Annotated in this window: 24 protein-coding genes and 1 tRNA gene; 18 read left to right on the plus strand and 7 right to left on the minus strand. The window is 62.6% G+C overall.

All coding sequences use genetic code 11. The features are described 5' to 3' along the window. Positions 1-121 precede the first annotated feature (121 nt). From HCR84_RS05695 to HCR84_RS05725, 7 genes are all read left to right on the plus strand, one after another. Positions 122-1,042, plus strand: coding sequence for an ABC transporter ATP-binding protein (locus HCR84_RS05695; protein WP_166984309.1), 921 nt, complete (start codon positions 122-124; stop codon positions 1,040-1,042). Beyond that, positions 1,039-1,860: an ABC transporter permease gene (locus tag HCR84_RS05700; protein ID WP_166984308.1), complete on the plus strand. Its 822-nt coding sequence runs from the start codon at positions 1,039-1,041 to the stop codon at positions 1,858-1,860. Before HCR84_RS05695 ends, HCR84_RS05700 begins: the two co-directional genes overlap by 4 nt. A 32-nt stretch (positions 1,861-1,892) precedes the next feature. Beyond that, the gene (locus HCR84_RS05705; RefSeq protein WP_166984307.1) at positions 1,893-3,065 is read left to right on the plus strand and encodes a sensor histidine kinase; all 1,173 of its coding nucleotides are present in this window, start codon (positions 1,893-1,895) and stop codon (positions 3,063-3,065) included. Between the two features lie 23 nt (positions 3,066-3,088). Next, positions 3,089-3,784: a response regulator gene (locus tag HCR84_RS05710; RefSeq protein ID WP_244972575.1), complete on the plus strand. Its 696-nt coding sequence runs from the start codon at positions 3,089-3,091 to the stop codon at positions 3,782-3,784. Positions 3,785-4,000: 216 nt separating this feature from the next. Further along, on the plus strand, positions 4,001-5,002 hold the full coding sequence (locus HCR84_RS05715; protein WP_166984305.1) for an ABC transporter substrate-binding protein: 1,002 nt from the start codon (positions 4,001-4,003) through the stop codon (positions 5,000-5,002). 27 nt (positions 5,003-5,029) lie between these two features. Next, positions 5,030-6,040 (plus strand): ABC transporter permease, encoded by a 1,011-nt coding sequence (locus tag HCR84_RS05720; protein WP_166984304.1) that lies wholly within the window; start codon positions 5,030-5,032, stop codon positions 6,038-6,040. A 5-nt stretch (positions 6,041-6,045) separates the two neighbouring features. Continuing rightward, the gene (locus tag HCR84_RS05725; protein ID WP_166984303.1) at positions 6,046-6,837 is read left to right on the plus strand and encodes an ABC transporter ATP-binding protein; all 792 of its coding nucleotides are present in this window, start codon (positions 6,046-6,048) and stop codon (positions 6,835-6,837) included. Between the two features lie 3 nt (positions 6,838-6,840). Here HCR84_RS05725 and HCR84_RS05730 read toward each other — a convergent pair whose 3' ends face one another. Both HCR84_RS05730 and HCR84_RS05735 read right to left on the minus strand, forming a co-directional pair. Next, positions 6,841-7,167, minus strand: a complete 327-nt coding sequence (locus HCR84_RS05730) for a hypothetical protein (protein ID WP_244972600.1) — start codon at positions 7,165-7,167, stop codon at positions 6,841-6,843. A gap of 188 nt (positions 7,168-7,355) precedes the next feature. Beyond that, positions 7,356-7,562 carry a cold-shock protein gene (locus HCR84_RS05735; RefSeq protein WP_166984301.1) on the minus strand — a complete coding sequence of 69 codons (207 nt, stop codon included), beginning with the start codon at positions 7,560-7,562 and terminating at the stop codon, positions 7,356-7,358. A gap of 311 nt (positions 7,563-7,873) precedes the next feature. Here HCR84_RS05735 and HCR84_RS05740 point away from each other — a divergent pair, with 311 nt between their 5' ends. The 3 genes from HCR84_RS05740 to HCR84_RS05750 all read left to right on the plus strand — a co-directional run bounded on the left by HCR84_RS05740 (position 7,874) and on the right by HCR84_RS05750 (position 10,541). Next, a complete protein-coding gene (locus HCR84_RS05740) occupies positions 7,874-8,773 on the plus strand; it encodes a MetQ/NlpA family ABC transporter substrate-binding protein (protein WP_166984300.1) in 900 nt (299 codons plus the stop codon). 80 nt (positions 8,774-8,853) lie between these two features. Continuing rightward, on the plus strand, positions 8,854-9,882 hold the full coding sequence (locus HCR84_RS05745; protein WP_166984299.1) for a methionine ABC transporter ATP-binding protein: 1,029 nt from the start codon (positions 8,854-8,856) through the stop codon (positions 9,880-9,882). Further along, entirely contained in the window at positions 9,882-10,541 is a 660-nt protein-coding gene (locus tag HCR84_RS05750) for a methionine ABC transporter permease (RefSeq protein ID WP_166984298.1), read from the plus strand. The genes HCR84_RS05745 and HCR84_RS05750 overlap by 1 nt, the downstream gene beginning before the upstream one ends. Here HCR84_RS05750 and HCR84_RS05755 read toward each other — a convergent pair whose 3' ends face one another. Beyond that, a complete protein-coding gene (locus HCR84_RS05755; protein WP_166984297.1) occupies positions 10,542-11,042 on the minus strand; it encodes a MarR family winged helix-turn-helix transcriptional regulator in 501 nt (166 codons plus the stop codon). A gap of 84 nt (positions 11,043-11,126) precedes the next feature. On the opposite strand from HCR84_RS05755, the gene HCR84_RS05760 reads away from it, so the two are divergent. The 4 genes from HCR84_RS05760 to HCR84_RS05775 all read left to right on the plus strand — a co-directional run bounded on the left by HCR84_RS05760 (position 11,127) and on the right by HCR84_RS05775 (position 13,956). After that, positions 11,127-11,198 (plus strand) — tRNA-Gln (locus HCR84_RS05760). 1 nt (position 11,199) lies between these two features. Further along, on the plus strand, positions 11,200-12,630 hold the full coding sequence (gene glmU / locus HCR84_RS05765; RefSeq protein ID WP_166984296.1) for a bifunctional UDP-N-acetylglucosamine diphosphorylase/glucosamine-1-phosphate N-acetyltransferase GlmU: 1,431 nt from the start codon (positions 11,200-11,202) through the stop codon (positions 12,628-12,630). Positions 12,631-12,664: 34 nt separating this feature from the next. After that, positions 12,665-13,642, plus strand: coding sequence for a ribose-phosphate diphosphokinase (locus tag HCR84_RS05770; RefSeq protein ID WP_166984295.1), 978 nt, complete (start codon positions 12,665-12,667; stop codon positions 13,640-13,642). An 11-nt stretch (positions 13,643-13,653) separates the two neighbouring features. Continuing rightward, the gene (locus tag HCR84_RS05775; RefSeq protein ID WP_166984294.1) at positions 13,654-13,956 is read left to right on the plus strand and encodes a hypothetical protein; all 303 of its coding nucleotides are present in this window, start codon (positions 13,654-13,656) and stop codon (positions 13,954-13,956) included. A gap of 62 nt (positions 13,957-14,018) precedes the next feature. Here HCR84_RS05775 and gnd read toward each other — a convergent pair whose 3' ends face one another. The 4 genes from gnd to HCR84_RS05795 all read right to left on the minus strand — a co-directional run bounded on the left by gnd (position 14,019) and on the right by HCR84_RS05795 (position 20,213). After that, positions 14,019-15,470: an NADP-dependent phosphogluconate dehydrogenase gene (gnd, locus tag HCR84_RS05780; RefSeq protein WP_166984293.1), complete on the minus strand. Its 1,452-nt coding sequence runs from the start codon at positions 15,468-15,470 to the stop codon at positions 14,019-14,021. A 150-nt stretch (positions 15,471-15,620) separates the two neighbouring features. Continuing rightward, positions 15,621-17,006 (minus strand): mannitol dehydrogenase family protein, encoded by a 1,386-nt coding sequence (locus tag HCR84_RS05785; protein ID WP_166984292.1) that lies wholly within the window; start codon positions 17,004-17,006, stop codon positions 15,621-15,623. Next, on the minus strand, positions 17,003-18,415 hold the full coding sequence (uxaC, locus tag HCR84_RS05790; protein ID WP_166984291.1) for a glucuronate isomerase: 1,413 nt from the start codon (positions 18,413-18,415) through the stop codon (positions 17,003-17,005). The genes HCR84_RS05785 and uxaC overlap by 4 nt, the downstream gene beginning before the upstream one ends. 58 nt (positions 18,416-18,473) lie before the next feature. Next, positions 18,474-20,213 carry a glycoside hydrolase family 3 protein gene (locus tag HCR84_RS05795; protein WP_166984290.1) on the minus strand — a complete coding sequence of 580 codons (1,740 nt, stop codon included), beginning with the start codon at positions 20,211-20,213 and terminating at the stop codon, positions 18,474-18,476. A gap of 247 nt (positions 20,214-20,460) precedes the next feature. Between HCR84_RS05795 and HCR84_RS05800 the strand changes: the two genes are divergently transcribed. The 4 genes from HCR84_RS05800 to HCR84_RS05815 all read left to right on the plus strand — a co-directional run bounded on the left by HCR84_RS05800 (position 20,461) and on the right by HCR84_RS05815 (position 25,225). After that, positions 20,461-21,309, plus strand: coding sequence for a sugar phosphate isomerase/epimerase family protein (locus HCR84_RS05800; protein ID WP_166984289.1), 849 nt, complete (start codon positions 20,461-20,463; stop codon positions 21,307-21,309). Continuing rightward, the gene (locus HCR84_RS05805) at positions 21,306-22,334 is read left to right on the plus strand and encodes a Gfo/Idh/MocA family protein (protein ID WP_166984288.1); all 1,029 of its coding nucleotides are present in this window, start codon (positions 21,306-21,308) and stop codon (positions 22,332-22,334) included. The genes HCR84_RS05800 and HCR84_RS05805 overlap by 4 nt, the downstream gene beginning before the upstream one ends. Continuing rightward, the gene (locus HCR84_RS05810; protein ID WP_166984287.1) at positions 22,331-23,497 is read left to right on the plus strand and encodes a Gfo/Idh/MocA family protein; all 1,167 of its coding nucleotides are present in this window, start codon (positions 22,331-22,333) and stop codon (positions 23,495-23,497) included. Before HCR84_RS05805 ends, HCR84_RS05810 begins: the two co-directional genes overlap by 4 nt. A gap of 201 nt (positions 23,498-23,698) precedes the next feature. Next, a complete protein-coding gene (locus tag HCR84_RS05815) occupies positions 23,699-25,225 on the plus strand; it encodes an ABC transporter substrate-binding protein (RefSeq protein WP_166984286.1) in 1,527 nt (508 codons plus the stop codon). Positions 25,226-25,244: the final 19 nt, after the last annotated feature.

Genomic DNA, 25,244 nt, shown 5'->3' on the forward strand with positions numbered 1-25,244 from the left:
GCTGTCGAGCTGAGCGGGCGCGACGCAGTACCCCGGTACGCATTCCCCGGTGCCGAGCGAGTCATCAGGTCGCTACCACAGCGTGATTCGCTGGGGGCTCTCTGCTGGATAGCTTCTGGACATGATCGTCTCAGAACACCTCACCAAACGGTACGGCGACAAGACTGCCGTCAAAGATCTCTCGTTCACCGTTCGTCCCGGAGCCGTCACCGGATTCCTCGGGCCGAACGGTTCCGGGAAGTCCACAACCATGCGCATGCTTGTGGGGCTCGACCGCCCCACAAGCGGGACCATCACTCTCGGGGGGAAGGTCTACAGCGCACTTCCCGATCCAATGCGACATGTGGGTGTCATGCTCGACGCTCGGGCAGTGCATCCGGGGCGCAGCGCCTCTCACCATCTGCTCTCGATCGCTCAGACACAGGGATTCCCGAAGCAGCGGGTCAACGACGTCCTGGAGATGGTCGGCCTGGCCTCCGTGGCGCGGAAACGAACCGGAGGCTACTCGCTCGGAATGAGCCAGCGCCTCGGAATCGCGACAGCCCTTCTCGGAGACCCCGACGTTCTCGTTCTTGACGAACCGGTAAACGGCCTGGACCCGGACGGAGTTCTCTGGCTGCGCGAGACGCTCTCTGCACTCGCGCGGGAGGGCCGGACGGTCTTCCTCTCCTCGCACCTGATGAGCGAACTCTCGCTCATCGCCGAAGACCTGATCGTTATCGGCCAGGGCAGGCTGCTCGCCGCCGGTTCGGTAGACGAGATCGTCAGTTCGGTGGCGCCGGACACCACGCGTGTGGTGTCCGATGGCGCAGAAGCGCTCGCAGTCGTGCTTCAGGGCACCAACGTCAGCGTGACCTCCATCGACGGCGAGACCCTCCTTGTGCAGGGTCGGAGCGCCCGGGAGATCGGTGCGATTGCGGCGGCAGAACGGATCACCCTGTACGAGCTTGCCACCGAGCGACTCTCGTTGGAAGAGGCGTTTATGCAGATCACCCGAGACGCCGTCGATTACGGCATCCATCAGCAGGAGGTTGCAGCATGACATCCCAGGCAACACTCGTGTCCGCACCGGCGCGCGTTGAACTCGGAAACGCTCGAATCAGCGCGATTGGTCTGGTGAAATCCGAGTGGACGAAGCTGTGGTCCGTTCGCTCGTTGTGGATCACCCTGACCGTAGCCTTCGCTCTGACAACCGCGCTGTGCTCTTACCTGATCTTCAACGGTCAGATCCTCGGTGACGACGAGGGTGCCGGCGATATTCCTTTCGGCTGGACTGCCGTCTACCCGATTGGAATGCTCATCCTCGTGATCCTCGGTGTGCTGACGATCACGAGCGAGTACAGCACGGGTTCGATCCGCTCATCGCTCGTTGCCGCTCCCCGGCGCACAGGGCTGCTGCTGAGCAAAGCGGCAGTCCTGACCGCCGTGACAACGACTCTCGGTGCCCTCATGTCGGTGCTGCTCTACGCGGTTCTGCAGAGTGCCGGCACAGTTCCGTTGGCGCAAGGGATGTCGCTGTTCGACCCTCAGATGCTCTGGGGCGTTCTCGGCGGCACGATGATCCTGCCATACGGTGTTCTGCTCGGTCTCGCTCTCGGCGGGCTCCTTCGCAACGCGGCTGCTGCCATCGCTCTGTATTTCGGCGTCTTCCAATTGGGCCCGCAGCTCTTCCCCGTCTTCCTGCCCGAGGGGCTGGCTCACGTGGTGGACTACATGCCTCTGGCGGCGCTCGACGTCATGAGGTCTGGCGGTCTGAGCACCGAACCCTACGGTGTCGGTGTCGCCATTGTCGTCTTGCTGGCATGGTTGGTTGTACTCGGCGGATCCAGCTGGTGGCTACTGAAGAAGCGGGACGTCTGACGCGGGCGCAGCCCCGCGAGAGAATGATGACCATGAAGAGATTCCTGCAGCGGGTGCGTGCCTTCGACGGGCACCACCCGCTGTGGTGGGATCTGACAGTTGCTGTCGCCGTCACGGTCATCGCCGTCATCGCCAACTCACCCAGGGACCTGGTTGGAGCCAGCCTCGTGGCAGTGGTCGCCGTTGGAGTCATGCTGCGACGCCGGAAGCCCGTTCCTGCACTGATCACCGTGGTGTCGACCGTGGTTCTCGCCGTCATCGTCGCCGGCCTGACGGGATTCGGCGGCGCCTGGCTCTACCTGACGGTGTGGGTGATGCTGTTCAATGTCGGTCTCAGGCTGGGCACCCGCCGCATCTGGGCGTTTGGCGGCGTCATCCTGCTCGTCAGCGTCGCGGCGTACGTCGACCCGGTGAATGGCTTTTCCGCCGAGCTGCTCGAACGGGTTCGCTCGTCATTGGGCGTTGCGGCGATGGCAGCCGCGTCGTACCTCGGCGGAGTGCAGATCGACAGTCGCAGGCAGGCGCTCATCACTCATCGGAAGGAAGCAGCACGGGAAGCCGTGATCGCTGAACGGTCGCGGATTGCACACGAGATGCATGACATCATCGGGCACAATCTTTCGGTGATCACTTCGCTCGCCACAGGAGGGTCCGTCGCCGTGAGGAACTCACCGCCAGATGCCGAGCATGCGTTCGACGCCATCGGGGAGATCAGCCGATCGTCCGTCCGGGAGGTTCGGCGCATCCTCGCGGTGCTTCGGTACGACCAAAGCCCTGAGGGCGCACCGTTGACGCCCCAGCCCGGACTCGGGGATATTGCTGCGCTCGTCGATACGGTCAGAGCTGCGGGGGTCAGTGTTGCGCTTGACCGGTCCGGTGTTCTGGAGACGGTTCCGGCCGGGCGTCAGCTCGTCGCCTACCGCATCGTCCAAGAGTCCCTCACGAACGTTCTGCGCCACGCCGGCACGCAGGCACGCGTTGGTATAACGATCGCCCGCGACAACGCAGAGCTCACGGTGCTGGTCGACAACACGGGCGCGAGTTCACCGTCCGCTCCGAGGGACAGAGCAGCCGAGCCGGGCCACGGAATTCTGGGTATGAGGGAACGAGCCGAGGCCTATGGTGGCAGTGTCGACGCGCATGCCACTCGGGTCGGATGGCGCGTGACGGCTCGGATTCCCGACGACCGAGCAGGTAATCGGTGAAGGCAGAAATGGAGACTCCGACATTGGCCATCAGGATCTTGATTACAGACGACCAGCCGCTGCAGCGAATGGGCATGAAGATGTTCCTTGACGGGCAGACGGGCATCGACGTCGTCGGCGAAGCCGCAAACGGCGAAGACGCCATTCGCCTCGCCGAAGAATCGCAGCCTGATGTCGTCCTCATGGATATCCGAATGCCCGGCATGGATGGAATCGCCGCAACGCGAAAGATCGTGGGCGCGAAGGCAGCAACGGCCAGCCCCTGGGTACTGCTTCTCACAACCTTCGACCTTGATGAATATGTGCTTGCTGGACTCGAAGCGGGAGCGAGCGGGTTTTTGACGAAAGACGCCGATCCCTCCGACCTGCTCTCTGCGATCCGCGCGGTGGCGGTCGGAGACGCCGTGATCGCTCCCTCTGCCACTCGGCGACTGATCGACCGGCTTGCGGCGCACAGCACGCAGCCGCTGCGGGAGACGGACCAGGTTCCGTCTGTGCGTCGCCTCTCTGCCCGTGAGCGTGAGATTCTCATTGCGATCGGACACGGCCTGACGAATTCTGAGATCGCCGAGCAGCTTTTTCTCGCTGAATCGACAGTGAAAAGCTACGTGGGAAGAATATTCACGAAGATTAACGCCCGTGACCGTGTACAGGCGGTCATCATTGCCTATCGCGCCAATCTCGTTCGCGCTGGTGAGTCATCGGGGACCACCGAGTGAGAAGGCGTGACGCCTTCTCACTGTCTACAGAGCTGAGGCTCCGACACGCTGCCGGAGCGGTCGAGAGTGCTTGCACGATCGTTCGACCCAGATCACAGATTCGCAACGACAATTGTGAAAATCGCCGCGTGACTCGAGACTCATGCTGTGTATAGCCATTCTCCCGGTACCCTCGAGAGACACAGCTTCCCACTCGGGCATCAAAGGAGAACCTCAATGAAGAAGACCAGGGCGATGATGGGCCTGGCTATTGCCGCGGTCGGCGCACTCGCGCTCACCGGATGCAGCGGTGAGCAGTCGGGCGGAGGAGAGGGCGACGGAGGCACAGAGAAGCTGACGATCGGCATCAGCCAGCTCGTGCAGCATCCCGCTCTCGATGCGGCGACGGACGGCTTCAAACAGGCATTCATCGACGCCGGCTACGTCGAGGGCGAGACAATCGAGTTCGACGTGCAGAACGCCAATGGCGAGCAGTCAACGGCCGTCACGATCGCCCAGAACTTCGCAACGCAGGATCTCGACATGGTGCTCGCCGTGGCAACGCCAGCCGCGCAGGCTGCCGCGCAGGCGATCGCTGACATCCCCGTGCTGTTCACCGCCGTCACCGATGCCGAGTCCGCCGAACTCGTCGATTCGAACGAGGAGCCGGGCGGCAACATCACGGGAACGAGCGATGCAGCGCCGATCGGCGACCAGCTCGATCTTCTGAAGCAGATCGTTCCCGATGCGAAAGACGTCGGCATCGTCTACAGCTCGGGCGAGGTCAACTCGGAGGTGCAGGTCAAAGCGGCTGAAGAAGCCGCGGGCGAGCGCGACCTGACGATTTCGACGAAGACCGTGACGACGGCAAACGACATTGCGCAGGCCGTTGAGGCGCTCGGCGATGTCGACGCCATCTATGTTCCGACAGACAACACAGTCGTGTCGGGAATCGCCTCGCTGATTCAGGTGGCAGAGAAGAAGCAGATTCCCGTGATCGGTGCCGAGTCTGGAACCGTCGAAGGCGGAGCGATTGCGACGCTCGGAATCGACTACACGAAGCTCGGGCAGCAGACGGGGGAGATGGCCCTCAAGATCCTCACGGAGGATGCCGACCCGGCGACGATGCCCGTTGAGGTGTCAAAGGACTTCACCTATGTCGTGAACCCGGGTGCCGCCGAGCGCATGGGCGTCACAATTCCGCAGGACATTCTTGTCAAGGCAGAGACTGTCGAGTAGCACCCGCTTTCAGAAGAGGTTCTCAGCATGATCGGCGCTCTCGAGATCGGGATCATCTACGGCGTTATGGCGCTGGGGGTGTATCTCACCTTCCGTGTGCTCAACTTTCCCGACCTGACGGTTGACGGAAGTTTCACGACCGGAGCCGCGGTTGCCGCCGCGATGATCACCAACGGTCAGAACCCTGTCGTCGCCACCCTCGCGGGTGGCGCGGCAGGGCTCGTGGCCGGTGCTATCACCGGTGTGCTGCATACGAAAGGGCGCATAGACGGCCTGCTCGCCGGGATCCTCACCATGATTGCGCTCTGGTCTGTCAATCTGCGCATCATGGGAACGGCGAAAGAGGGATCGACGGTCGCAGCAAACCTGCCTCTTCTCCGCGCCGAGACGGTGTTCACGCCGCTGAAGGATGCCGAGGTTCTGCGCACTTGGGTGGGCGTCGGCATTCTCTTCGTCGCTGTCATGCTGCTGAAGCTCATCGTCGACTGGTTCCTCTCGACGAACCTCGGTCTGGCGATTCAGGCAACGGGCGACAACGGTCCCATGATCCGCAGCTTCGGCGTGTCGACGGATGGCACGACGATTCTCACTCTCGCGCTGTCGAACGCTCTCGTGGCCATGTGCGGTGCCCTCGTCGCCCAGTATCAGGGCTTTGCCGACATCAGCATGGGCATCGGACTGATTCTCGTCGGACTCGCCTCGGTCATTCTCGGGCAGGCGGTGCTCGGGCAGCGATTCATCTGGATCTCGACGTTCGCCGTTGTCTTCGGCGCAGTGCTGTACCGCCTCATCATCTTCTATGCGATGAGAGTGGGGCTCGACCCGAACGACATGAAGCTCGTGACCGCGGCTCTCGTTGTGCTCGCTCTGCTTCTTCCGCGGTGGGGTTTCCTCAAACGCATCCCGTCGTTGCGCGGCAGAGGCGGCCGAGTGCCGCCGCGCGATGCGGCTCCCGCCGATGGTCCGGCCCCCTCCATTGACAACCAGGGCGAACCCGCCACCGCCCAAACTGCACCTGCGCAGAGCGACGGAAAGTAGGCGCCATGCTTGTCATCGATTCACTGACCAAGACCTTCTTTCCTGGAAGCGTCAATGAACGCCGTGCACTCGCCGATGTGAGCCTTCGTCTCGAAGAGGGTGATTTCGTGACAGTGATCGGGTCGAACGGCGCGGGAAAGTCAACGCTTCTGAATGCCGTATCTGGTCGCTACACGGTCGACGGGGGGTCGATCGCGATCGACGAGAAGAAGGTGAATCGACTCAAGGAGCATCAGCGAGCGCGCTACATCGGCCGGGTCTTTCAGGACCCGATGGCGGGAACGGCGCCAAACCTCACGATTGAACAGAACCTTGCACTCGCCGTTCGACGAGGCAAGAGCCGCGGTCTGGGTTTTGCTCTCGGCACGAAGCAGCGGGAACACTTTCGCACAGAATTGCGCACGCTTGAACTCGGCCTCGAGGATCGGCTCTCTGCGAAGGTGGGCCTGCTTTCAGGCGGTCAGCGCCAGGCCCTGTCGCTGCTGATGGCCGGGTTTACGAATCCGCGCATCCTGCTGCTCGATGAGCACACGGCAGCCCTTGACCCGCAGCGCGCCGCGCTCGTCGCAGGCCTCACCGAGCGCATCGTCGCCCAGGGAAAGCTGACGACGCTCATGGTGACGCACAACATGGAGCAGGCGCTCTCGCTCGGAACCCGACTCGTCATGATGCACGAGGGGCGCATCGTCTTCGAAGCATCCGCCGAGGAGAAGAAGAAGCTGACGGTGCCGCTGCTGCTTGACGAGTTCTCGAAGATCAAGGGCGCCACGTTCGATGACCGCGCGCTGTTGAACTGAAAACTACTCGATTCCGTAGCTGCGCTTGGTCAGCGCTTGAACGTCGCTGTCAAGGGAGTCGACGCGGGCATCGAGTCGCCGAATATCGGCGCGCACAGCCGCGAAGCCGGTTTCCATCTCGCCGCGCAGCCCGGTCATCTCGCCGCGCAGCCCGGAGATCTCTCCCAGCATTTCGTAGCGCAGCCCGGAGATCTCGCCGAGCATTTCGCGGCGCAGCCCGGAGATCTCTGCGCGCAGAATACGGATGAACATTGTCGACATGAGCGTGAGCATGCCGAACAGCGCAACTGCGAAGACGCCAATCAGCGTCCACACCTGAGGTTCGGTCATCTCGATCACACCTCCAATTGTCCGTCACGTTCGACCAGAATGCCAGCAACTGACGGTGGGAGGAGTGCATCGGCAGTGCAATGTGGAGAACACGTCGACAATACTCACCTGTGGGCGACAATTGCATGCCGAGAACGGCGAAAGCCTCATGGTCGTGATGACCATGAGGCTTTCGCGGTGTTCAGTGCTCAGTCGAGCGGGCGAATGTTCTCTGCCTGCAGACCCTTGGGGCCCTGAGCCACGTCGTACTCGACCTGCTGGTTCTCGTTGAGCGTACGGTAGCCGCTCGTTGCGATTGCCGAGTAGTGCGCGAAGACGTCAGACGAGCCGTCGGCGGGTGTGATGAATCCAAAGCCCTTTTCGGCGTTGAACCACTTGACGGTGCCGGTTGCCATTGGTGTTACTCCTTGAGTTTGCGGACCCCGACTGTCGGGGTGCGCCATTGCCGTGTTTCTGTCCGCTCCCTCAAGTGCACTGACCGTCACCCTTCGACGGCACGTGCGCAAAAAATCACTGCGTACACAACTACTGCGACTCTCAACCTAGTGCAGAGAAGCTGGTAAAACGAGGTCTGTGACCAAACCGACATGAGATTCTCTGCTTTTCGGCTTCTGGACCGTTCATTTCACACTGTTACGCGGTGATTCGCCGGGGATACCGAAGCTTGCTTACGGTAAATGCATTCCCGTCAAGCAAAGGACCCCTTGTGTCGAAGAAGAAGATTTTCGCAGCGCTCGCCGCGCTGCCCTTGATTGCAACTCTTGCCGCGTGCTCAGGCGCGAGCGCTGAGGCATCGGCAGAGAAAGGCACAGCGGAGAACCCCGTGAAGATCGGCGTCGTCGGGGCGAGCGACCCGTACTGGGAGACCTACACCCAAGCGGCGGCCGATGAAGGAATCACCGTCGAGATCGTCGATTTCGGTGAGTACACGCAGCCGAACCCTGCGCTGGCCGAGGGCGACATCGACATCAACCAGTTTCAGCACGTCATCTATCTCGCGCAGTACAACGAAGCATCCGGTGATGACCTGACGCCGATCGGCGCAACGGCGATCTACCCGCTTGGGCTGTACTCGACACAGTACGACTCGGTCGAAGACATTCCGGACGGCTCTGACGTCGCTGTGCCGAACGACGAGTCGAACCAGGCGCGCGGCCTCCTCGTGCTGCAGTCGGCCGGCCTCATCGAGCTCAAGGACGGCGGAAGCGTCTTCTCTACAGTCGCCGACGTCGACGAGTCGGCATCCCGTGTGACAGTGACGGCGCTTGAAGCGAGCCTCACCCCGACGTCGCTTCCTGACGTGGCGGCGGCGATCATCAACAACGACTTCATCGAAGACTCGGGGCTCAAGGCTTCGGACGCCATCGCTCAAGATGACCCGGCCGATCCCAACGCGGTTCCCTACATCAACATCTTCGTGACGAAGGCTGAAGACGCCGACAACTCGGTGTACAACAAGCTGGTCGAGATCTACCACAACAGCCAGGATGTTCTCGACGGTGTTCAGAAGACCGCCGGTGGAACCGCCCAGTTCGTCGACACGCCGGCCAAGGATCTGCAGACCTCCCTCGACGAGGTCGTTGCCGACATCAAGGCCCAGGGCTGAGCCCCACCCCCAGCAGCAGAGCGATCCGGCGGGCGCCAGCGGCTCCCGCCGGATCGCTGTGAAATCGTAAGGACGCCATCGTGCCGATCGTCAGCCTCAGAGATGTGACGAAATCGTACCCCTCACCCACAACGAAGGGTGAGTTCGTCAACGCCATCGACAACGTCAGTCTCGATATCGAGCGGGGCGAGGTCTTCGGAATCATCGGCTACTCGGGTGCAGGCAAGTCGACGCTCGTGCGCCTGATCAATGCGCTCGAGCCGGTGACGAGCGGCACCGTTGAGGTGGACGGCACCGACATCACCGGGCTCGGGGAACGCGATCTGCGCACCATGCGGCTCGAGATCGGCATGATCTTTCAGCAGTTCAATCTGTTCACCTCCAAGACCGTTGCGAAGAACATCGCGTATCCACTTGTGATCGCCGGGATGCCGCGCGCCGAGCGCCGACGTCGCGTCGCTGAGCTTCTCGACTTCGTCGGCCTCTCAGACAAAGGGCGCAGCTACCCTGATCAGCTCTCGGGGGGACAGAAGCAGCGCGTCGGCATCGCACGCGCGCTCGCAACGAACCCGCGCATTCTGCTCGCAGACGAGGCGACAAGCGCGCTCGACCCCGAGACGACGCACGAGGTGCTGGGACTTCTCGACCGCGTCAACCGCGAACTCGGCATCACAATTGTCGTCATCACCCACGAGATGGACGTCATCAGATCGATTGCGAGCCGCGTCGCCGTCATGGAGCAGGGACGCATCATCGAGAAGGGCGAGGTGTTCGATGTGTTCAGCAATCCACAGCATCCAGCCTCGCGCCGATTTGTCTCAACGGTGGTCAAGGGCATCCCCGAGCCGACCGAGGTGACGGCGCTTCGCTCACGCCACGGCGGCCGCATTGTGACGTTCTCTTTTCGCGATGGTGATCGTTCGCAGTCCGAGGTGTTCGTCGAGCTCTCCCGCTCGAATGTCGGATTCGAACTCGTGTATGGCGGAATCAACGACATTCGAGGGAGGGCATTCGGGCACCTCACTCTTGCGCTTCACGGCGACGATTCAGCTATCGACGGTGCCCTGCGCACCATCGGAGCGACGATCGACGTGGTGGAGGCCGCCTGATGGATCAGATCATCGACCTTCTGCCCACGCTTCTCGAGGCAACGGGAGAGACGCTCTACCTTGTCTCGATCAGCTTGATCTTCGGAGGCATTGGGGGACTGGTTCTCGGGCTCGCCCTCTATGTCACCCGGCGCGGCGGCATCTACGCGAATCGGGGCGTCTTCACTGTGCTGAACGTCATCGTGAACTTCTTCAGACCGATTCCGTTCATCATCTTCATTCCCGCGATGCAGCCACTGATTCGTCCAGTGATCGGAACCGGGATCGGCAACAATGCGATGATCATGGCGATCTCGCTCGCGGCGATCTTCGGCATCAGCCGCATTGTCGAGCAGAACCTCGTGACGGTGCCTCATGGCGTGCTCGAGGCATCCCGGGCATCGGGGGCGAGCCGCCTGCGCACCATCTGGTCTGTCGTGCTGCCCGAGGCGCTGGGTCCGCTGATTCTCGGGTACACATTCATCTTCGTCGCGATCGTCGAGATGTCGGCGCTCGCAGGCTACCTGGGCGGGGGAGGCCTGGGATCCTTCGCCATCCAATGGGGCTTCAGGCAGTTCGAACCCGTCGTGACGTGGTCGGCAGTGATTGTGATCGTGATTATCGTGCAGGTCGTTCAATACCTTGGCAACACGCTGGCGCGCAAAGTGCTGCGCCGCTGATCACACGTCGTCGAAGCCGAGCAGAAGCCTTCGAAGCAGCATCGCCAGGGTTTGCTGATCGTCGGCGTCGAGAGTGCTGAGAAGCTCAGATTCCGCATCGACGAGCCTCGTGATCGCGGCATCCACCTGAGCAAGCCCCGTCGGCGACATGACGACGAGAATTCCGCGCCCGTCGTTGGGGTCGGTTCTGCGTTCGACGAGGCCGCGGGTGACCAGACGGTCGATGCGGTTTGTCATTGTGCCGCTCGACACGAGCGTCTGCGTCAGAAGCTGCTTCGGACTCAGCGTGAAGGGATCGCCCGCGCGCCTCAATGCAGAAAGCACATCGAATTCCCAGGACTCCAGCTTCGATCGCGTGAACGCATCGCGACGCGCACGCTCGAGGTGGCGTGAGAGCCGCCCGACACGCGAGAGAACCTGCAGGGGCGAGAACGTGAGGTCGGGGCGCTCGCGTTCCCACGCCGTCACAATGCGGTCGACCTCGTCGTGTGAATCTGCCATTTTCCTATTATCCTGTGTGCCGCTCTGACACGACCACCCCGCGACATCTGGCAAACTGGAACCTGTGCACTTTCGGGTGCGCGGTCCGCCTTGGTGTAATGGCAGCACGACAGCCTTTGGAGCTGTGAAGTCTAGGTTCGAGTCCTGGAGGCGGAGCATGAGCGATAAAAAACTGGCCGTCGTCATTCTCGCCGCTGGTCAGGGGACGCGAATGAAATCGCGGTTGCCCAAGTTGCTGCACCCTCTCGCCGGAGCTCCGATGCTCAGCCACGTGCTTGCAACAGCGCGTGCGCTGGATGCCGAGCACATCGTCACTGTCGTGAGACACGAGCGCGATCGCGTCGCCGAGGTTGTGGTGAGCGAGTTGCCCACGAGTCTCGTCGTCGATCAAGACGAGACTCCGGGAACCGGTCGCGCCGTTGAGCAGGCGGTTGAGGCGCTTCCGAGTGACTTCGACGGTGATGTTCTCGTCATCAACGGCGACGTTCCGCTGCTGGATTCCACAACGCTGACGCAGCTGATCCAGAAGCATCGAACGGCCGTCGCCTCGGCGACTCTGCTCTCGGCTGTGCTCGAGGACGCCACAGGGTACGGGCGCATCATTCGCGAGAAGGACGGCTCTCTCGACCGCATCGTCGAGCAGAAGGATGCCTCTGCTGCAGAGCTTGCGGTCACCGAGATCAACGCGGGCGTCTACGTTTTCGCCGCGCCGGCGCTGCGTCGCGAGCTCATGAAGCTCACGACAGACAACGCGCAGGCAGAGAAGTACATCACCGATGTCGTCGAGCACCTGCGCGCGACCGGTGAAGCTGTTTCTGCAGTGCCTGTGTCGGAGCCGTGGGTGATCGAGGGTGTGAACGACCGCGTCCAACTGAGCGCCGCCGCCGCACGTCTGAACTCCTTGATCGTTCGCGGGTGGCAGCGCGAAGGCGTCACCGTGCACGATCCAGCATCAACGTGGATCGATATCAAGGCATCATTTGCGCCCGACGTGACGATCAAGCCAGGAACACAGGTGCTCGGAGCCACCATCGTCGCCGCGGGCGCAGAGATTGGCCCTGACACCACACTTGTCGATTGCGAAATCGGCGAGGATGCTGTCGTGAAGCGCACAGATGCGACCCTCGCCGTGATCGGTGCGGGCGCGGTCGTCGGACCGTTCTCGTACCTTCGCGCGGGAACCATCCTCGGTGAGAATGGCAAAATCGGCGCCTTCGTTGAGACGAAGAACGCGAACATCGGCGTTGGAAGCAAAGTGCCGCATCTCTCGTATGTCGGCGATGCAACGGTGGGCGAAGGTGCAAATATCGGCGCGGGCACGATCTTCGCCAACTACGACGGGGTAAACAAGCACTCCTCCGTGATCGGATCGCACGTTCGCACCGGATCGCACAATGTCTTCGTCGCGCCGATTACCATTGGTGACGGTGCCTACACAGGCGCCGGAACTGTTGTGCGCAAGAGCGTTCCTGCCGGGGCCCTCGCCATCAACGTGGCGCCCCAGCGGAATATGGACGGCTGGACAACGGCCAACCGCCCCGGGACGGCAGCCGCAGATGCTGCGGCCGCCGCGGAACCCGAAGAGTAATCCGCACGTCGACAAGCGACAGAAAGCAGGGGTTGTGTCAGGAATCAAAGCTTCGGGGCAGAAAAGGCTCGTACTCGTCTCCGGGCGAGCGCATCCGGAACTCGCAGCAAGCATTGCCTCAGAACTCGGATCCGAGCTGGTTCCGACAGACGCCCGCACGTTCGCGAACGGCGAGATCTATGCGCGCTTCGACGAGAGCGTGCGCGGCTGCGACGCCTTCGTCATCCAGTCGCACTCGACGCCCATCAATGAGTGGCTCATGGAGCAGCTCATTATGGTCGATGCGCTGAAGCGGGCATCAGCCAAGCGCATCACCGTCGTTGCTCCCTTCTACCCGTATGCACGTCAAGATAAGAAGGGGCGCGGGCGCGAGCCGATCTCAGCTCGTCTCATCGCCGACCTGTTCAAGACCGCCGGTGCCGACCGCATCATGTCCGTCGATCTGCACGCCGCGCAGATTCAGGGCTTTTTCGATGGCCCTGTCGACCACCTCTTCGCCATGCCCGTGCTTCTCGAATACTTCAAGAAGCGTCTCGACCCTTCAGAACTCACTGTCGTGTCGCCAGATATGGGCCGCGTCCGCGTCGCAGACAACTGGAGTGACAAGCTCGGCGCCCCGCTTGCGATCATCCACAAGCGCCGCGATCCGCTCGTTCCGAACCAGGTATCGGTGCACGAGATCGTCGGTGATGTGAAGGGCCGCGTGTGCCTCCTCGTTGACGACCTCATCGACACGGGCCGCACGATCGTGAAGGCAGCGGAGGCTCTCAAAGAGAACGGCGCTACCGGAGTCGTCGTCGCCTCGACACATGCCGTGTTCAGCGACCCTGCCGCCGAAATTCTGCAGTCGTCGTCGATTGACAAGGTTGTCGTCACCGACACGCTTCCGCTGACGGCCGACCAGAAGTTCGAGAAGCTCGAGGTGCTCTCCATCGCCCCGCTGCTTGCACGCGCCATCCGCGAGGTGTTTGAAGACGGTTCGGTGACGAGCCTCTTTGACGGCGCTGCCTGACAGGGTCACCCGTGAACACGCCAGAATGGGAGTCAACGCATCCGTCTGCTGAGCGGACGGTGTTCCCTGGCGTGCGTGCGAATGGGTTTTCCATAGCCGGTCTCGTCTTCGCCATAACGACCGCGGGCAGCGCATTCGGGGCATCGGTGCTCGCGCTTGCACTTCCTCTCGTCTGCGCGCTTGTCTTCTCGGGAATCGGGTTCGTCCGATCACGTGACCGCAACGGGAAGTCGGACCTTCTCGCTCGGGTGGGACTCGCGCTTCCCCTCGGTGTGCTGGCTCTGCAAGGCATTCTGCACGTCGCCGTGCCGTAGCGTCGCCGTCGAACGACGAGTGGCCCCGCACTACTGCTCTACGGGGCCACTCGTTTGTGCATCTAGTGCGTGTCTTCGGCATTCACCTCGGTGCGGTCGCCCGACCAGAGCGTGTGGAACGTGCCGTCTTTGTCGACGCGCTTGTAGGTATGCGCACCGAAGAAGTCGCGCTGGCCCTGCACGAGCGCAGCGGGTAGGCGGTCGGCACGCAGGCCGTCGTAGTACGAGAGCGATGACGAGAATGCCGGAGCTGGGATTCCCGACTGAGCCGCGCCGGCAACAATGCGACGCCATGAGTCCTGCGCCTCAGCGACGATGTTCGTGAAGAACGGCGCCGTCACGAGGGCGACGAGGTCGGGGTTCTCGTCGTAGGCTTCCGTGATGCGGTTCAGGAAGCGTGCGCGGATGATGCAGCCGCCGCGCCAGATCTTCGCGATCTCGCCCTTCTTGATGTCCCAGCCGTACTGCTCGGCTCCAGCGACGATCTCGTCGAAGCCCTGCGAGTAGGCGATGATCTTCGATGCATAGAGCGCCTGGCGCACATCTTCAATGAATGCATCGGCGTCCTGAACCTGCCACGCCGATGACGGGCCAGGAAGGTCGGATGACGCGGCTCGCTGCGCCGGCTTCGACGACAGCGAGCGGGCGAAGACGGCTTCGGCGATTCCCGAGACGGGGATGCCGAGGTCGAGGGCGGTCTGCACGGTCCACGCGCCTGTTCCCTTGGCTCCCGCCTGGTCGAGAATGACGTCGACGAGCGGCTTGTCGGTGTCGGCGTCAACCTGACGAAGCACCTCGGCGGTGATCTCGATGAGGTAGCTCTCGAGCTCGCCGGTGTTCCACTCGGCGAAGATGTCGGCGATCTCGGCTGGTGACTTGCCCGTGCCGCGTCGGATGAGGTCGTAGGCCTCGGCGATCAGCTGCATGTCGGCGTACTCGATGCCGTTGTGCACCATCTTGACGAAGTGGCCCGCGCCGTCGGTTCCCACGTGGGTGACGCACGGCTCGCCCTCGGCGACAGCGGCGATCGACTTCAGGATCGGCCCCAGAGTCTCCCACGCCTCGGCGGAGCCGCCAGGCATGATGCTCGGCCCGAGCAGCGCGCCCTCTTCGCCACCGGAGATGCCGGCGCCGACAAAGTTGATGCCGGTCTCGCGCACTGCCTTCTCGCGGCGAATCGTGTCGGTGAACAGGGCGTTGCCGCCATCGACGATGATGTCGCCCGGCTCGAAGTGCTCGGTGAGCTGGTCGATGACAGCATCCGTGCCCGCGCCTGCCTTGACCATGATGATTGCGGTGCGGGGAGTCGACAGCGACGCAACGAAGTCTTCGATCGACTCCGACGCGATGAAGCCGGCGTCGGGAAACTCCGAGGTGACCGCGCGGGTCTTCTCGGGTGAGCGGTTGTAAATCGCAACGGAATTGCCTTCGCGGCTCGCGAGGTTGCGGGCCAGGTTGGAGCCCATCACCGCCATTCCGATGACGCCGATGTTGGCTTGTGCGGTGTCCGCCATGAGATCTCCTCGTTTTTCTGGGGGCGAAAGGGAAAGTCGTGAACGCACGCGAGCGTGGCTGACGTGCAGGAGTCGTGCGACGCTGGAGATTCCCTCGGTCAACGCTAGCAAACGGCCTGAGCCGCTGCGTTCACATGACGCGGGAAATCGTCAGACCACAGCGTGCGCATCGGCCGGGCGCAGCCGATCCTTCGCCAGGGTCACAGCCGCGACAACGTCAGCGTCGCGTGCGAGGTCACCGTCGACAACGGCCAGCAGCGCCCTCACGGGGTTCGGCGAGCGACGTGCCTCGGCGATTCCCCTCGCATTCGCATCGTGAATATCGAGACCGTCAAGCTGCAGCGCGATCCACGCAGCAAGAGCCCGAATGGATGCTGCGCCTGAACGGCCTTCCGCACGTTCTGCCGCAACGACCGGCGCGATGCGCACGGCGAGCTTTGTTGACCCCTCCATGCCGATCTGTGCGAGGTGGTGCGCGATGCGCGCATTGTCGAACCGCTCCTCGAGCTGTGCCCGATACGCGTCGAGATCGAGGGATGCCGGCAGATGGCGCACATCTTCATCCCAGAGCTCGCGCACCCAGGCGCGGCACTCGGTGTCGGCCATGGCCTCGGCGACGGTGTGGTGCCCCCGGAGGAGGCCCGCGTAGGCGAGGAGGCTGTGGGCACCGTTGAGGAGCCAGAGCTTTCGACGTTCGAACGGTTCGATGTCGTCGACGAAACGTACCCCTGCGGTCTCCCACGCTGGTCGTCCTGCGGGAAAGCCGCCGCTCAACACCCAGTCGGAGAACGGCTCGGTGACGACGGGGGACGCATCGGCAAAGCCCGTCAGCTGCTCGGCGGTGTTCCTGTCAGCATCCGTCGTTCGTGGGGTGATGCGATCGACAGACGTCGACACAAACGAGACGTGAGCGGCGATCCACTCGCGCAAGTCGGCGTCGATGCGCTCGGCCAAACCGAGAGTTCCTGAGCGCACAAGCGCACCATTGTCAGGAATGTTGTCGCACGACACGACGGCGATGCCCCCGGCATCCGCTGCCTTGCGGGCGGCAAGGCCCGCGATGAGGCGTCCGAGAACGGTCTCCGGGTCTGTGCCGGAGCGCAGAGCGTCGATATCGCGGTTGACCGCCGGGTCGGTGATGTTCGGCGAGCCGTCCGCGGCGACCCGGTAGGCGGTCTCGGTGACCGTCAACGTGACGACAGCTGTCTCGGGCGCCGCGAACAGTTCGCGGAGCCGCGCGAGGTTTGCTCCGTCGTGCGTCTCAACGATGCTGGGGATGATCTCGGCGGTGTCGTCGGCGGCTGCGCGCTCGATGAGCGTGTAGACGCCGCCCTGCCCGGCGAGTTCGTCTGCGGCCGTGGGGCTTCGCCCCGTGAACGCGGCGATGCCCCACTCCGCCGCATCGACAGCGTGTGCCGTGTACCAGGCTTGATGCGCACGGTGAAACGCGCCGAGACCGATGTGCACGATGCGCGGTGGTGCCGCGATCGTCGTGCCGAACGCTGCCTCGCGGGTCAACGGGGAAGACGTCGTCATAGTTTGAATACCTTTCGGGGGAGTGCGTCGACAAGGTCAACGGCGATCTTCTGTGCCATCGGCTCATCAAGTCGGCCTTCGGCAACAAGGCGAGCGAGAAACGCGGAGTCGAGCCGGCGGGCCATGTCGTGGCGTGCTGGAATGGACAGGAACGCCCGCGTGTCGTCGATGAAGCCTGAACTGCGATAAAAGCCAGCGGTCTCGGTGACGGCTGAGCGAAAGCGCTGCACGGCGTCTGGCGCGTCGAGGAACCACCAGGGCGCCCCGATGTACAGGCTCTGGTAGAAGCCGGCGAGCGGCGCAATCTCGCGAGAGTATGAGGTCTCGTCGACGCTGAAGAGCACGAGGTGAAAGTCGGGGACATTTCCGTAGCGCCGCAGCAGCGGGCGCAGGTTCTCGACGTACTCGGTGCGAACGGGCACATCGTGGCCCGTGTCAGCGCCGAACGCATCAAACGTCGGCTCGCTGTGATTGCGGAAGACACCGGGGTGAATGGTCATCACCAGGCCGTCATCAACGGACATGCGGGCGGACTCGAGCAGCATGTGCCCCTGGAACACGGCTGCCTCATCGGCGCTGAGCTGGCCGCGGACGGCTCGGGCGTACAGAGCGGCTGCCGTGTCGGCGTCAAGGTCGAGCGTCAGTGGCTGCAGAACTCCGTGGTCCGCAGAGAACGCTCCATGCTCCACAAAGTGTCGGCGGCGTGCCTCGAGGGCAGCGATGTAGCCGGCGTAGTCATCGACGGCAGTCCCGTTCCACGCGGCGAGGCGCTCGACATTGCCGATGAACGCCGGGTTTGCCGGGTTCACATATGCATCGGGGCGAAACGTCGGTGTGACCCGGCCGGTGAACGTGGGATCGGCGGCGAGTGCGGCGTGAGCGGCGAGGTCGTCCATTGGGTCGTCCGTCGTCGCGAGCACTTCGATGCCGAAGTCGGCGAACAGCGCACGGGGGCGAAAGCTCGGGCGCGACAGTACGTCGGAGATCGTGTCGTAGAGGCGGTCGGCGTTCGCGGCATCCGGCTGTTCAGCGATTCCAAACAGCTCTGTGAACTCGTGTCGGAACCAATAACCGGATGCTGTTCCCGCGAACAGGTGCCAGTTGGCACAGAAGTTTCTCCATGCCTCTCGCGGCTCCGCCGTCGGCGCAGTGCCCGAGCGATCGGGAACCCCCAGTTCATTCAGACCGAGGCCGGAAGCGTGCAGAAGCCGCGTCACATAGTGGTCGTACCGCAGCAGCAGCTCGGTCGGGTTCTGAAACGGCTCGTCATCGAGAAGCATTCGCGGGTCGACATGGCCGTGGGGCGAGATGATCGGCAGCTCGGCGACGCTCGCGTAGAGCCCTCTGGCGATTTCGCGGGTTCGCGGGTCGACAGGAAACAGGCGATCGGGGTCGGAGTTCAGCTCCATATGGTGATCCTCATTACGTTGAATGCTGTGGTTGGCACACGTCTGTGTGTTGTGTGTGTCAGAGTCGGGTTCCCCAGGTATCGCCGCACCAGACGTTCTCGTTGAACGTGCCGGTGAACTCGGACGCGCCCGTGATCTTCTCGATCGAGGCTCTGATCGACTCGCGACTCGGTGTGTACGCGTGCACGAGCGTTTTCACCATCGGCACGTCGATCAGGTGGTTCGGCTGGTTGAGCGACACGAGAACCGTGGGAACCTCGGTGACGTACCAGGGGATCTCGGCTGCCATCGGCGTCGACCAGTGAATGCGCACCGTTGCCTCCTGGGCAAAACCGGCGACGTTCGCGAACACGAGAGCGGCGTCGTATTTCTCGGCATAGTCACCGGAGGCCTCGTCGGCCATGACCGTGTGAAAATACACGCCCTCTTCGCCTTCGGCCTGCCGCTGCAGCGCGTTCTTGAACACGTGCACGTCGAAGCCAACGCGCTCGAGCTCTTCTTTCGCGATGTCGAGATAGCCGCTCGGGTCAGTTCCCGTGAAGTCTGACTGCCCCGTAATTCCATACAGCCGGATGCGGCGGTGGGTCTGCGGGGTCAGCGGCAGCGTGCCCGCCGTGTCTTTCACCAGCGTCACGGCACGTTCTGAGACGGATGCCGCGATGCCGCGATGCTCGTCGCTTCCGATCACCTCGAGGGCGTCGACCGGGGGAACGAGCTCGTCGCGTGGCGTCTCGTGCAGGCCGAGCGATGCCTTGAGCCCCAGCACGCGGAGCAGCGCCTCGTTCAGGCGTTCTTCCGTGACGACGCCGTTCTCAATGCCCGCACGCAGGTAGGCGAGGTCTTCTGCCGGGTCACGGAAGAACAGGAACATGTCGCAGCCGGCTGCGATGGCGGCGGGAACGGCGTCTCGGCGCGGCATCGCCTGTGTCATGCCGACCATCATCGACGCATCGGTCAGAATCAGACCGTTGAACCCGAGCTCGCCGCGCAGAAGATCCTGCAGAAGCTCGGGGGCGAGAGTCGCCGGCTTGATCTCGGCATCCGTCATCTCGGGTCTGAAGTGCCGAGACAGGTCAGGGGCGCCGATGTGACCGATCATGATCGACTGCACGCCGTGCTCGATGAGCTCGCGGTACACGCGGCCGTAACTGTCGTTCCACTCGTCGTAGCCCAGCGTGTTGTACGTGGTGACAACGTGCTGGTCGCGCTCGTCGATGCCGTCACCGGGGAAGTGCTTCATCGCCGCTGCGGAACCAGACTCGCTCAGACCGTCAAAGTACCGCTTGGCGCGCTCGATCACGATGTCGGCGTTGTCGCCGAATGAGCGTGTGCCAATCACCGTGTTGCGCCAGTTGCGATGAATATCGACGATGGGGGCAAACGCCCAGTTGCAGCCGAGCGCCGCGGTCTCGCGACCTCCGACGTACCCGAGCCGATAAGCGTCGTCTGGGTCGGGGCTTGAGCCGGCGCCGAGGTGCGATGTGACGAGTGTGCCGTCGTCGATGCTTCCCGCGCCGCCCATCTCGGGGTTCGATGCCACGAGCAGCGGAACCTTCGCTTGCGACTGCGCGTAGCGAACGTGCGCCTGCACCGTGGCAGAAGGGGCGCCCATGAAACGGATGCCGCCAACCTTGCGCTCGGCGATGACCGCGTCGAGGTAGCCCTCGTCGAACGAGGTGTTGAGGTTGATGAACAGCTGGCCGAGCTTCTCATCGAGCGTCATCGACTCCAGGGTGCTCTCCACCCACGCGATGGCGTCGGGTGAGAGAGAGAACGGCGCGCGGGACAGGTCGACCATGACTTTTTCCTCGTTCATTCGATAGAGAGGGCTACGCCACATATTCTCGCCCGCTCACCCCGTTTTGTCAATCGGTTGCCACTTGCTCAATACGAAGTTCGCGTATTTCATCTCGGACACATCGAATAAGCTATTCTCAATTATGGCAAGCGGTTGCTAAAGCGACGACTGATGTTTAGAGTGTGCATGATTGCCTTGCACGCGCAAGGTTCCCGCAGATGTGAACGAGCGAAGGCGGTTCGAGACCATGACAGACAGCGCAGTGACGTGGACCCTCTCGGGGTTCGGTGACGAGATCGACCCGGATCCGGCCATTCAGATCGCCGTGCTCAAGGCCCTCGACGCCCAGCACATCGAAGTGCGCAGCGCGTGGGGTACGAACGTCGTCGATCTCGACGACGATCAGCTCGCACAGCTTGCCACAATGCTGACGGACGCGGGCATGGGTGTCTCGGCGATCGCCTCGCCGATCGGCAAAGTCGACGTTTCGCTTGATCCTGATCTCGAGGTCGAGCGACTGAAGCGGATCATCCGCGTCGCGCACGCGCTGGGCACCGACAGCATCCGGGTATTCTCATTCTTCCGTGGGGAAGGGGTATCGGTCGACAGTACGCGCGACGCCGTCATGGTGCGCATGCGGATGCTCGCGACCGAGGCTGAGCGTGAAAAGGTCACGCTGCTGCACGAGAACGAGAAGGACATCTACGGCGATACACCGGAGCGTGTGCTCGACCTCGTCGAGTCCGTCGGTTCGCCGGCCCTTCGGCTTGCCTGGGACAGCGCAAACTTCGTGCAGGTCGGCGTGACGCACCCGCACGATGACGGTTATGCACTATTGCGCCCGTACCTCGATTACCTGCAGGTGAAGGATGCTGTCGCGGCAACCGGCGGCGTCGTCCCTGCCGGGGAAGGCGACGGCCAGGTGCTCAAGACGATCACCGCTTTGAAAGACGATGGGTACACCGGGTTCGCCTCCCTCGAGCCGCATCTGGATGAAGCGCATGCACTCGGCGGATTCTCGGGTCCCGCGGCTTTCGGGCAGGCTGCCCGAGCATTTGCCGGGCTTCTCGCTGAGGCGGGGGTGAGTACACGATGACGCGGTCTGCCGTTATCGGCTGCGGCGACATCTCGGCGCTGCACCTCGATGCGATTGCAAAGATGCCGGATGCCGAGCTCGTCGCGATCTGCGACGTCGACGCACGCCGCCTCGACGCCGCGTCGACGCGCCTCGGCGTTCCCGGCTTCGCGACCCACGGTGACCTCTTCGAGGCGGCGAAGCCCGACGTTGTTCACATCTGCACTCCGCATTCACAGCACGCCGCCGCGGTGATCGACGCGCTCGATCTCGGCATCAACGTCATTGTCGAGAAGCCCGTCGCGCGCGACCCCGAGCAGGCGGCTGCCGTCGTCGCCGCTGCCGAGCGCAGCACCGCGAAGATCGCTGTGTGCTTTCAGAACCGCTACAACACCCCCGTTCGTGCGGCGAAAGAGATTCTGGACTCTGGGCGGCTCGGCGAGGTGACGGGCGCGTCGGGCACAGTGATCTGGCACCGCACCCCCGAGTACTACGCAGCAGCGCCGTGGCGCGGAACGTGGGAGCACGGGGGAGGAGGCCTGCTGATGAATCAGGCGATCCACACCCTTGATCTGCTGCAGTGGCTTGTCGGACCGGTCGACTCCGTCAGCGGCAGTGCCGCGACACGTGCACTGCCGATCGAGGTCGAAGACACCGCTGAAATGACCCTTCGCCATGAGAACGGCGCGCAGTCCGTGTTCTACGCCACGCTCGCGCATACGGCGAACGAGCCCGTCACCATTGACATCGTCGCCGAGCACGGTCATCTCAGCATCCGAGAGAATCTCACGGTGCGCTGGAATGACGGAACGCTCGAGACGGTTGACCTAGAGCTGACCGCGACGGGGGAGCGATCTTACTGGGGGGTCTCGCACGAGCGGCTCATCACTGACTTCTACACGCGCCTCGACGAACCGCACGCCTTCTGGATCACGCCAGCTGAGGCCGCGCGAACCGTCGAGATCATCTCCGACGTCTACGCCTCGTCGTACCCCGAGCACGTGACGTCCACACTGTCCTCATCGAAACGGAGTATCAACGCATGACAGACACGAAGATTCGCCTCGGCATCATCGGCCTCGGAATGGAGGGCGGCATGTACGCCACCTTCATCCGCGACGGAATGGTGCCGAACATGGAGATCGGCGCCATCTGCGACATTCTGCCCGATAAGAAAGACCGGGCAGATGAACTCGGCGTTCCGTTCTACGAGGACTACATCGCCATGATCGAATCTGGGAACGTGGACGCTGTCGTCACGTGCGTTCCGCACTACCTGCACCCCGAGATGGGCATTGCGGCCCTTGAACGCGGAGTTCACGCTCTGCTCGAAAAGCCCGTCGGCGTCTACACGAAGCAGGCCCGCGAGGTGATTGACTATGCGGCGACGAAGCCAGAGCTCACGTTCGGCGTCTTCTTCAACCAGCGCACGAACCCGCTGTACGTCGACCTGAAGAAGCTCATCGCCTCGGGCGAACTTGGTGCGCTGCGCCACTCGTCGTGGATCATTACGAATTGGTGGCGACCGCAGGGCTACTATGACCAGTCGGATTGGCGTGCCACCTGGGGCGGCGAGGGCGGAGGCGTTCTCGTGAACCAGGCGCCGCACCAGCTCGACTTGTGGCAGTGGATGTGCGGCGTTCCGAAGAAGTGCTTCGCGAAGCTCGCTTTCGGCTTCCGTCGTGACATCGCTGTGGAAGACGAGGTGAATGCCCTCGTCGACTTCGGTGACGGCGCGACGGGCCACTTCATGACGGCGACGCACGATCTTGTCGGAACCGACCGTCTCGAGATGCTCTTCGACGCGGGAAAGATTGTTGTCGAAGGCTCGAAGAAGGTGACGATCACGCGCCTCAAAGCACCGGAGCAGGAGCTTTCGAAGGACATGTCCATGGACGACGTGCGCAAGCTCTTCACCGGCCAACTCGACGCCGACGCGCTGTATGAGACGGAAGTCACCGAGTACGAGTCGGTGTGGGGCCAGCAGCACGCCACCGTGATGCAGAACTTCGCTGCAAACATTCTCGACGGCACGCCGCTGATCGCCCCTGGTCCCGACGGCATCAACGGTGTTCGCCTGGCCAACGCCATGCACCTTTCGGCATGGACAGGCGAGGAAGTCGACATGGTCGACTTCGATGAAGAACGCTATCTTTCAGGGCTCAATGCGCGCATTGAGGCCGAGGGTGCGTTCGTCACGCGTTCATAACCCAGCCACGCTGTAGCCTCCGCATGAATGCGGGGGCTACAGGCCGTGCTTCGGCATCCATGTATCGGCAAAGTCACATTTTTTGACAAGCGGTTGCCACAGCGCGAATTGTGCTCTAACGTTGGCACAACACAGCGGAAGTCTCGCGTAATTTGGCAACCGCTTGCCCTCACAGCAGAGAATCCTCTCAAGGAGAAAACAATGAAGTTTCGACCCCTGGTGGTTTCGGCGGCAGTCGTCGCTGCAGCTTCCCTCGCCCTCACCGGATGCTCCGGCTCAGCCGCGAGCAGCGGCTCGGGCTCGGCCCCCACAACGCTGACTCTCGGCGTACTGCAGAACATCAACTCATTCGACCCGGCACAGGCTCACCTGGGTCACCAGATGCAGATTTACCAGGCTGCGTACGACACGCTCATTCTGCGCGAGCCAGATGGCACCCTCTCGCCGATGCTCGCCACGGAGTGGCAGTACAACGACGACAACACGGTGCTCACCGTGGATCTGCGCGATGACGTGACCTTCACCGATGGTGCGACCTTCGACGCTGAGGCGGCAAAGGCAAACCTCGATCACTTCACTGAGGCGAACGGTCCCGACGCCAACCAGGGGAAATCGATCAAATCAGTAGATGTCGTCGACGATGACACGATCGACATCACCTTGACCGAGCCCGACCCCGCGATGCTCTATTACCTCAGCCAGGCAGCCGGATTCATGGGAAGCCCCGACGTGCTGGGTACCGACGGCGTCAAGACAGTTCCCGTCGGCAGCGGCCCGTACATTCTTGACAAGAAGGCGTCCGTCAACGGATCACAGTTCACGTTCACGAAGAACGAGGACTACTGGAACCCCGACCTCCAGAAGTACGACAAGGTCGTCTTCAAGGTGCTGACCGAAGTCACCTCACGTGTGAATGCCATCGTCTCGGGACAGGTGGATGCCACGCTCCTCGACCCGAAGACCAGCAAGCAGGCAGACAAGAAGGGGCTCAAGAAGACGAGCTACCCCGTTGACTGGCAGGGCCTTCTTCTCTTCGACCGCGACGGTGCAATCGCACCGGAGCTTGAGGACGTGCGGGTTCGCCAGGCGATCAACTATGCATTTGACCGGCAGACCATGCTCGACGAAGCCTTGCTCGGCGAGGGTGAAGTCACCTCACAGGTCTTCGGCAAGACGACGGAAGCGTACATTCCCGAGCTTGACGACGCCTACGCATATGACCCGAAGAAGGCAAAGGAACTTCTTGCCGAGGCAGGTTATGCCGACGGCTTCACTCTCGAGATCCCGATGCTTCCCGACACCGAGACGTTCATGGCAATGGCCAAGCAGCAGCTCGCTGACGTCGGCATCACAGTCAAGCTCACGTCCGCGACGATCGCCGACTACGTACCCAACATCATTCAGGGCAAGTACGCAGTTGCATGGTTCAGCATCTTCCAGGGTGAGCCGTGGGTGGCCATCCGTCAGATGATTTCAACGGATGCCGCATACAACCCGTTCAAGACCACGGACGATGAGATCGCTGGCTACATCGATGCCGTGCACTTCGGCGGCGAGAAGAGCGGCGAGCTCGCAAAGGATGTGAACCAGTACGTCACAGACAACGCGTGGTTCGCCCCGTGGTACCGCGTGAACCAGCTGTACTACAGCGACGACTCAAAGGTCACCGTGGAACCGCAGGTGCAGCAGGCCGTTCCGAACCTGTACAACTATTCCCCGGTCTCCTGATGTCTGGTGGGGGAAGCGC

Origin of the sequence: Paramicrobacterium fandaimingii (assembly GCF_011751745.2) — a bacterium.
Taxonomy (GTDB): Bacteria; Actinomycetota; Actinomycetes; order Actinomycetales; family Microbacteriaceae; genus Paramicrobacterium; species Paramicrobacterium fandaimingii.

Excerpts from the sequence above, each read along its gene's own strand:
- HCR84_RS05695 (WP_166984309.1), top strand. The coding sequence starts at position 122 with ATGATCGTCTCAGAACACCTCACCAAACGGTACGGCGACAAGACTGCC.
- HCR84_RS05700 (WP_166984308.1), top strand. The coding sequence starts at position 1,039 with ATGACATCCCAGGCAACACTCGTGTCCGCACCGGCGCGCGTTGAACTC.
- HCR84_RS05705 (WP_166984307.1), top strand. The coding sequence starts at position 1,893 with ATGAAGAGATTCCTGCAGCGGGTGCGTGCCTTCGACGGGCACCACCCG.
- HCR84_RS05715 (WP_166984305.1), top strand. The coding sequence starts at position 4,001 with ATGAAGAAGACCAGGGCGATGATGGGCCTGGCTATTGCCGCGGTCGGC.
- HCR84_RS05720 (WP_166984304.1), top strand. The coding sequence starts at position 5,030 with ATGATCGGCGCTCTCGAGATCGGGATCATCTACGGCGTTATGGCGCTG.
- HCR84_RS05725 (WP_166984303.1), top strand. The coding sequence starts at position 6,046 with ATGCTTGTCATCGATTCACTGACCAAGACCTTCTTTCCTGGAAGCGTC.
- HCR84_RS05730 (WP_244972600.1), bottom strand. The coding sequence starts at position 7,167 with ATGACCGAACCTCAGGTGTGGACGCTGATTGGCGTCTTCGCAGTTGCG.
- HCR84_RS05735 (WP_166984301.1), bottom strand. The coding sequence starts at position 7,562 with ATGGCAACCGGCACCGTCAAGTGGTTCAACGCCGAAAAGGGCTTTGGA.
- HCR84_RS05750 (WP_166984298.1), top strand. The coding sequence starts at position 9,882 with ATGGATCAGATCATCGACCTTCTGCCCACGCTTCTCGAGGCAACGGGA.
- HCR84_RS05755 (WP_166984297.1), bottom strand. The coding sequence starts at position 11,042 with ATGGCAGATTCACACGACGAGGTCGACCGCATTGTGACGGCGTGGGAA.
- glmU (WP_166984296.1), top strand. The coding sequence starts at position 11,200 with ATGAGCGATAAAAAACTGGCCGTCGTCATTCTCGCCGCTGGTCAGGGG.
- gnd (WP_166984293.1), bottom strand. The coding sequence starts at position 15,470 with ATGGCGGACACCGCACAAGCCAACATCGGCGTCATCGGAATGGCGGTG.
- HCR84_RS05785 (WP_166984292.1), bottom strand. The coding sequence starts at position 17,006 with ATGACGACGTCTTCCCCGTTGACCCGCGAGGCAGCGTTCGGCACGACG.
- uxaC (WP_166984291.1), bottom strand. The coding sequence starts at position 18,415 with ATGGAGCTGAACTCCGACCCCGATCGCCTGTTTCCTGTCGACCCGCGA.
- HCR84_RS05795 (WP_166984290.1), bottom strand. The coding sequence starts at position 20,213 with ATGGTCGACCTGTCCCGCGCGCCGTTCTCTCTCTCACCCGACGCCATC.
- HCR84_RS05800 (WP_166984289.1), top strand. The coding sequence starts at position 20,461 with ATGACAGACAGCGCAGTGACGTGGACCCTCTCGGGGTTCGGTGACGAG.
- HCR84_RS05805 (WP_166984288.1), top strand. The coding sequence starts at position 21,306 with ATGACGCGGTCTGCCGTTATCGGCTGCGGCGACATCTCGGCGCTGCAC.
- HCR84_RS05810 (WP_166984287.1), top strand. The coding sequence starts at position 22,331 with ATGACAGACACGAAGATTCGCCTCGGCATCATCGGCCTCGGAATGGAG.
- HCR84_RS05815 (WP_166984286.1), top strand. The coding sequence starts at position 23,699 with ATGAAGTTTCGACCCCTGGTGGTTTCGGCGGCAGTCGTCGCTGCAGCT.